The organism is Rhizobium sp. GN54 (assembly GCF_021026345.1).
GTDB lineage: Bacteria > Pseudomonadota > Alphaproteobacteria > Rhizobiales > Rhizobiaceae > Mycoplana.
On sequence record NZ_JAJNCZ010000018.1, the window covers coordinates 36,657 to 44,148 of the forward strand.

Genomic DNA, 7,492 nt, shown 5'->3' on the forward strand with positions numbered 1-7,492 from the left:
TGATAAATTTCTTCCATGCAATAATTTATCATGATTGAATGGCCGTTGACCCCTTCAGGGCGCGTCCGGCTCGTCCGCGCTCAGGTCCTGTTCGGCTTGCTTGACCTTCTGGTGCGTGAAGCCGCGCAGGCCGGAGATCTCCTCGGCGTCGCGTTCGATCTGCACCTCGCTGGCCGCATGGAACACCGCCAGCCGCGCCACGGAGATCAGCGCGTGGATATGGATGCGCTCGTAGCCGTGGGAAGCATCGACGCCGAAGGTTAGAAGGGCCGTGCGCACGTCGTGCCCCGCCTCGACGGCCGAGGCCGCGTCCGAGCGATAGTAGCGGAAGACGTCCTTCTGGACGCGGATGCCGTGCTCGCCGCAAAGCTCGAAGAGCTTCTTCGACAGGTGGTAGTCGAAAGGACCGGTCTGGTCCGCCATGGCGAGCGTCACGCCGAACTCGTCGGAATTCTGGCCGGGTGCGGTCGTGCCGTTGTCGATGGCGACCAGCGAGGCGATGTCGGGCACCAGCGCGGCCGAGGCGCCGACCCCCACTTCCTCGCCGATGGTGAAGAGCCAGTAGGTATCGACGGGCGTCTCGACCGCTTCGCGCTGCATGGCCTCCAGCGCGGCGAGCATGATCGCGACCCCGGCCTTGTCGTCGAGATGGCGCGAGACGATGAAGCCGTTGTCGAGGAATTCCGGCTGCGGATCGATGGCGACGATATCGCCGACATCGATGCCGAGCTGCGCGATGTCCTTGCGGTCGCGCGCCAGCGCGTCGATGCGCAATTCGACATGCCGCCAGCCCGTCGGTTGGGTGTCGACCTCTTCGTTGAACGTGTGGCCGGAGGCCTTCAGCGGCAGGATCGTGCCGCGATAGGTTCCCTTGCCGGAAAAGATCGAGGCCCGCGCGCCCTCGGCGAAACGCGCCGACCAGTGGCCGATGGAGACGAGTTCGAGCCGCCCGTTGTCCTTCAGCGCCTTGACTTGCGCGCCGAGCGTATCGAGGTGGGAGACGATGCCGCGCGCCGGGCGTCCGGCCGTGCCGGGGCGGCGGGCGCGGATCGCGCCGCGGCGGGTCAGCTTGACCTCCAGCCCGAGGTTTTCGAGCTCGCGCGCGGTATAGCGCACGGCTTCGTCCGTAAAGCCGGTAGGGCTCGGTATGTCGAGAAGCGCTCTCAGCCGGGTCGTCAGGTAATCCGGGTCGATTGTAATCGGTGTCTGCATGGGCGCTTTGTCGCAGCCGGGGGACGCCCCCGTCAACAATTGCGGCTGGAAAATTGGCGTCTCCATGCGGTTACTCGCGACGTTTGTCTTTTATTTCAGTATGTTGGTGCAACGAGCGCCTTTTGTTGCTTCCTTCGCCCGGTGCAGGTCGCTCTCCAGCCCGAGCGCCAGCGCCGCACGGTCGAGGGCTTCTTTCGAGTGTCGCAAGGCGGCTGCTCTCAATAGCGGCTGGCTGACGTTCGCCAGAGTGCGAACGCCTTTTGCAGTGATTTCCGCCACGAGAATTTTAAGACGGTAGCCTTTGCTACAACAGGGTCGTTGGTTCAGGTCCTTTTTCCTGCCAGGGTCGAGTCCACCGCTGTGCTCCCGCCGACATCCTCGGCCAACCAGGCGAGAAATCCGTCCAGGAACCTGGTTGTGGCCGGCATGAAGTGGTGCCCGTGATGGAAGAACGGATCGAGACTGGAGAGTATCATCCGGCCAGGCGTCGTCACCTCGTCGACATAGACCACTGCCCTGCCTTCGCGATCCGCGACGAGCACTTCGGCGCCCGATGGCGGTGCGAAATGGCCGTGCAGGTGCCAGGCAAGATCCCGTCTCTTCAGGCGACGGAACAGCGGATGGGCCGGCGACGTGATGGTCACGCCGAGATCACTTCCTGGCTCCAGCCACCACCAAAAATTTGTTTCGACAGGAGTGAAGTGAATGCCCGGGAGCCATCTCTCGCTGTGGCACTCGCCCATTGCCACGATGGTGCCGCCGGCATTGAGATAAGAGAGGAGCCTGCCAACATGCGGTGTCAGGCGATGAGCTGCCGTGCGGCAGGGCACGAGCATCGCGCCATAAGCGTCGAGTGCGACATCGCCAAGCTCTTCAGGTCGGATCAGACGGTCGAAGAAGTGGCGATAGCGAGGGCCTTCCAGGCTCTCAATGTGGAATGCCGCGCCGGCATTGACGGCCAATATGCTCATGCCACCGCCCTTTCAGTTCGACCGGCCAGTGACCACGCGACCAAGCGATCCGCGACGGTCGTATTGACGTCGGCATCGTCGGAAACAGACCACAGGTCGTTGCCGGAATGGACAAAGAGCCCGCCGCCGCCTGGAAGCAGCCACTCCCAATCAACAGGCAGTCTGTCGGGACCAATCCCAGATAGGAGTGTCGCACCGACCAAGGGTGGATTGTGGCCGCGGCCATAGAAGCCGGCCACGCCCCTTTGCGTTGCATGAACCTGCGCCGAAATGCCCGCGAAGATGGAATGAGCGGCGAGGCGCTCGATCGCGAGGTCGTTCCTGCGCTGCGTGGCGAGCGGCACGAAGGGATGCATGCCTTTGATGAACGGACGGACAATGTGCCCATTGAAGACGATGCGTCCGCCCGTCTCGATGAATTCTGCAATGGTGGTCGCACGGGCCTCGAAATCGATCTGGTCGAGATAGGCGGTTGCGAGCAGGCCGCAGGCTGTATCGAAGTCGGATGGCCTGAGGTCGACCTGGCGCACCACCCGTAGGGTGCCTGCCGCGATATGGGATGCAAGCTGGGCAGGCGGCGGACCATCGTCTGACTCGACATATAGAGAATGGCGCTTCATGCCAGCCGCACCAGCTGACCCACAACGATGACGCCTGATTTTCCAATGAAGCGCATTCCGCTCTCTTCCTCGAGTTTGCTGGTCAGTCTGACTTGGCCGAAATCACTACTAATGGACTCATGTTTAAGCAAGGGCCGCGGTATCAGGCGCATGGTGCCCTCAAGTCAGCGGAATGATGCTTCTGAGAGAAGTACCGCCCACAACCAAGGCTGGTCGATTGCCATTCGGAAAATGCGCCTATCACGATGCTTTTCACCGGATCGACACCCAAATGGCCCGATCTAACACTGGACAGGATCCAATAACATGAATACACCACTCATGATTTTCAGCCCCGCCGGACCCAACTGTCAAGTGGCCGGCGTGCCAGCCAAGGGAGTGATCCATGTCCCGCCAACTGAAGGCATTCTCTGCCTTGGCCCTGTCCGCGTCGCTTTTCCTGCCGGCCACGCTCCATGCAGAAAATTCGGTTGTCGATCACCGGGGGAAGACCATCACCTTCCAGAAACCGCCAGAGCGCGTCGTCACGATCGTTCGCTCCGCGCCAATCATCTATCGCGCCGTTGACGAGAAGGCGGACAATCTCGCGGGCATGAACAAGGATTCCCTGGTGCGCTATTTCACCAAGGGCATCTATGCCGAAATGCTGCCGGAGATGGCGAAGATCAATGCCAGCGCCGCGCAGGACGGCTTCGTGCCGAATGTCGAGGCGATCCTGGCGCAGAAGCCGGATGCCGTGATCCAGTGGAACCATACGGACGATCTCATCGAGCCGCTTGAGCGGGTCGGCCTCACCGTCGTCGCCTGGCGGTGCTGCACAGAGCAGGATCGCCTGGACTATATCTCAATGACCGGGGCCATGACTGGCCGCACCGAACGCGCCCAGGCTATCCTGAAGGCACAGTCCGATACGTTGAAGACTCTCGCCGACAAGGTCTCCAGACTCGACAAGTCGGCCCTTCCCACCGTTCTCCACATCGACAAGGTGGCGGATCAGATCCAGGTGATCGCCAACGGTTCGCAGGATCTCTCGCTCAGTGGCGTGACCAATCCGGCGGCTGACAATACCGGCGAATGGTGGCGCACTATCGATTTCGAACAGCTGCTGGTCTGGAATCCCGACATCATCGTCATTCCGGCCTATGCCGCCGATCTCAATCCCAAGGACTTCTTCGACAATCCCCTGTTTGCCAGCCTCAAGGCGGTCAGGGAAAAGCGTGTCTACAAGCAGCCGGTCTTTGCCCGCACGCCCGATGCACCCGAGATCTTCCTTACCTCGGAATGGCTCGCGGCCGTCGCACATGGTGCCGATTATGCGCCCGACTTCAAGAAGCAGATTCTCGATGTCTACCAGCTGATCTACGGCGCCAAGCTCACCGACGCACAGCTCAAGAGCATTCTTGAATCCGAAAGCAACGCACCGGCGGACAAATATGTCGCGCTCTTCGGCTGAGACTGGCGCAAGCGGCGCTGTCTCAGGTTGGGCCGGGCGGAAACTGGCATCGGTTTCCGTCCTTCCTGTGCTGGTCGGCCTTTTGGTCGCCGTCGTCCTCTATTCCGTAGCGATCGGCCGCTACGACCTGTCGGTTCGGGATGTCGCCTATATCCTGATCGACAATGTCCATCCGCTGGTTACGCCCTATTGGGATCCGGTTCAGGAAGTCGTTGTCGAGCAGGTGCGCCTGCCGCGCATCATGGCGGCCGTCATCGTCGGCTTCGGCCTGTCCATTTCGGGGGCGGCACTGCAGGGGTTGTTCCGCAACCCCTTGGTGGATCCCGGCATCATCGGCGTCACATCGGGCGCCGGCTTCGGCGGAACGCTGGCAATCCTCATCGGATTGCAGAGCTATCTTCTGCTGGGCATGGCCTTCCTATTCGGCATTGCCAGCATTTTTCTCGTCAAGCTTCTGTCGACGGTGCGGGGGCGCACCAGCATGCTGACGCTGGTTCTGGCAGGCGTGGTGATATCTGCCTTCTTTTCCGCGGCCATTTCCGTCGCCAAGCTGCTGGCCGACCCTTTCCAGAAGCTGCCTGCCATCACCTATTGGCTGATGGGCAGCATCGCTTCCAGCAGCTACTGGGACGTTCTGCTGATCGCGGTGGCGGTGGTGCCTTCCGCCATCGCAATCCATCTCCTCAGGTACCAGATCAACATCATGTCGCTCGGCGAGGAGAAGGCGAGGGCGCTCGGCACGAAGGTCGTGCTGGTGCAATGGATCATCCTGCTGGCCTCGGCGCTGATTTCCGCGGGCGTGGTTGCGACGTCAGGCATCATCGGCTGGGTCGGCCTCGTCATCCCGCACGTCGCTCGCGCGCTTGTGGGCGCCGACCATCAACGGCTTCTGCCGGTCTCCGGCGTCATCGGCGCGATCTATCTGCTGATGGTCGACAATCTCGCGCGAACGGTGAGCACGGCCGAGATTCCACTCGGTATCATCACCGCATTGATCGGTGTTCCCGTCTTTGCGGTGATCCTGCGGCGCCTGCACGCTCATGGAGGCTGGTCCGGTGATTGAGGTTAGCGGTCTCACGGTCGAGCGTGGTGGCAAGACCATCCTCCGCGACTACAGCGTCAGCCTCGAACGGGGGCGGATACTGGCCGTGCTCGGTGCCAATGGCGTCGGCAAAACCACCCTCATCAATACGCTTGTCGGCGTCATCAAACCCAAGTCGGGACGGCTTTCCATCGGCGGGCGGGTCGGTTTCGTGCCCCAACTCTTCGAGGTCCCGTTTTCCTATTCCGCGCTCGACATCGTCCTGATGGGAAGGGCGCGCCACCTCGGTCTCTTCAGCGCACCGGGCAAGAGGGACTTTGAGATCGCGCGGCGCTATTTCCATATGCTGGCGATCGAGCACCTCCAGCAGCAGGCCTTCAATTCCTTGAGCGGCGGTCAACGCCAACTGGTGATGATCGCTCAGGCCCTTGCCTCCGAATGCGAACTTCTGGTTCTCGATGAGCCCTGCGCAGCTCTCGACTACAAGAACCAGGACAAGGTTCTGTGCCTGCTCGAGCACCTCAGAAACGAGCATGGAATGACGATCGCCTTTTCCACGCACATGCCGCAGCATGCGGTGGAGATTGCCAGCGATGTCCTCTTGATGACCAGCGGCAGCAGCTATGTCTGCGGGCCAACCGACGAGGCGCTCAGCCCCGAAAACCTGAGCGATCTCTACGACCTGCCGATCGCGCGCGCCGACTTCGACGGCCTTGCCAAGCACACTTACGCACCCGTCTTTCGGCATGACGGAGCGCGGTTCAATGGCTGAAGCGAACCGGCAGGGAAAAGGCATCGCTTATATCCATTGGGGCAACAGTTGGCAGTTGCGCAGCTTCCGGGATTTCCGCCACCATATCGACGATCTGATCTACGTCAGCGATCTGCCAAAGGTTGATCTGTCGTCTTACGCGGCCGTGATCATGCCCGATGCGATGGATGCGGCTGCACCCCGGCCGCATGCCGAGCAATTGAACGCTTACCTCAAGGGCGGGGGCTTTCTCGTCGTCTGCCTTCAGGGTCATGCGGACTGGATCGACATTCCGGGGCTCGAATGGACACCGGGAAATTGTCGTGACTGGCTCTGGTGGACGAAGGGCGAAACGCTCGAGGTCAGGCTTGCCGAGCCGCACCATCCAATCACCGAAACTGTGCCGCTCTCGCATATGAGCTGGCACTGGGGTGGCTCCTACAATGTGCCGGAAGGAGCGCGCTCGATCCTTGAGATCGATGACGGGCGAGGCAGTCTGTTCCTGGACTTTCCTGCACTGCCGGGCGGCGGGCGCTTGCTGCTCGCGACGCTGGACCCGCATTCGCACAATGGCCAGCGCTTCATGCCGGCGACCACGCTCTTCCTGCGCTCCTTCTATACGTGGCTCAACCGTGAACTCGGGATCGAACGGCCCGCCAGAAACCGGTTCACCTACCTGCAATGCTCGCATGTCCCATCCGAGTGGCGTCCTGACGGGCTGGAGAAAAGCCTCGCACGAAAGGGCTTCGAAACCTCCTTCGCCCCACTTTATGAGCTTGACCCCGACACGCTCGGCCGAACGGATACGCTCTACATTCCCAGCAGCCATGACGAGTTCTTCCTCAGGAGCCGAACCGGGGATCTGCTTTACTTTCTCGAGCGCGGCGGGAACCTGATCATCTGCGCCGAACCATGTCAGCCCTGGCTCCCCTTCATGGCGCCGTTCCGGGCCGTGCCGCCGCGCCCGTTCACCAATATCCGGGTCCGTGTGCGCGACGATCGCTTCGGCATCTTCTCCGATCTCGGCGAAGGCTTTGATGGATGGAAGGGGATTTTTGGTCAATATGCCCGCGGATGGACCGACCCGCCACCCGGCGCCATCTGGCTGACCGATGTCGGCGCGGTGGGCGACCCGAAGCCCGCCGACTGGATCTGGCAATATCCGACCGAGAACGAGCGGGGCGGCTATGTCTTCATGCACAATGGCGACAACATGACCCGCTACCCCGATCGCGGGCCTCGTCAGGAGGCCCTGGTCGCCAATATCGCCGTGGCGCTGAGAAGGCTCTCGATCGGCGAATTGTTGTTCTGAGCAACAGTATGTGTTTCGGCATGGAATAAGGACCCCGCACATGGGGTGATCGGCGTCCAAACGGGACCCCCATCTGCGATGGGGTTACAACAGCCTCCGGTTTCATCGGAGGCTTTTTATTTGGATGCTTG

7 protein-coding genes are annotated in these 7,492 nt (G+C 61.5%); 4 read left to right on the plus strand and 3 right to left on the minus strand.

Annotated elements, in window-relative coordinates:
* Positions 1 to 54: 54 nt before the first annotated feature.
* The 3 genes from LQK81_RS25585 to LQK81_RS25595 all read right to left on the minus strand — a co-directional run bounded on the left by LQK81_RS25585 (position 55) and on the right by LQK81_RS25595 (position 2,803).
* Entirely contained in the window at positions 55 to 1,212 is a 1,158-nt protein-coding gene (locus LQK81_RS25585; RefSeq protein WP_230809238.1) for an osmoprotectant NAGGN system M42 family peptidase, read from the minus strand.
* 323 nt (positions 1,213 to 1,535) lie between these two features.
* Entirely contained in the window at positions 1,536 to 2,183 is a 648-nt protein-coding gene (locus tag LQK81_RS25590; RefSeq protein WP_230809239.1) for a hypothetical protein, read from the minus strand.
* On the minus strand, positions 2,180 to 2,803 hold the full coding sequence (locus tag LQK81_RS25595; protein WP_230809240.1) for a hypothetical protein: 624 nt from the start codon (positions 2,801 to 2,803) through the stop codon (positions 2,180 to 2,182). The genes LQK81_RS25590 and LQK81_RS25595 overlap by 4 nt, the downstream gene beginning before the upstream one ends.
* A gap of 385 nt (positions 2,804 to 3,188) precedes the next feature.
* On the opposite strand from LQK81_RS25595, the gene LQK81_RS25600 reads away from it, so the two are divergent.
* From LQK81_RS25600 to LQK81_RS25615, 4 genes are all read left to right on the plus strand, one after another.
* The gene (locus LQK81_RS25600; protein WP_230809241.1) at positions 3,189 to 4,256 is read left to right on the plus strand and encodes an ABC transporter substrate-binding protein; all 1,068 of its coding nucleotides are present in this window, start codon (positions 3,189 to 3,191) and stop codon (positions 4,254 to 4,256) included.
* 82 nt (positions 4,257 to 4,338) lie between these two features.
* Positions 4,339 to 5,319, plus strand: coding sequence for a FecCD family ABC transporter permease (locus LQK81_RS25605; protein ID WP_230809242.1), 981 nt, complete (start codon positions 4,339 to 4,341; stop codon positions 5,317 to 5,319).
* Complete coding sequence (locus LQK81_RS25610) at positions 5,297 to 6,070, plus strand: ABC transporter ATP-binding protein (protein ID WP_230809243.1); 774 nt, start codon at positions 5,297 to 5,299, stop codon at positions 6,068 to 6,070. The genes LQK81_RS25605 and LQK81_RS25610 overlap by 23 nt, the downstream gene beginning before the upstream one ends.
* A complete protein-coding gene (locus tag LQK81_RS25615; protein WP_230809244.1) occupies positions 6,063 to 7,361 on the plus strand; it encodes a hypothetical protein in 1,299 nt (432 codons plus the stop codon). Before LQK81_RS25610 ends, LQK81_RS25615 begins: the two co-directional genes overlap by 8 nt.
* Positions 7,362 to 7,492: the final 131 nt, after the last annotated feature.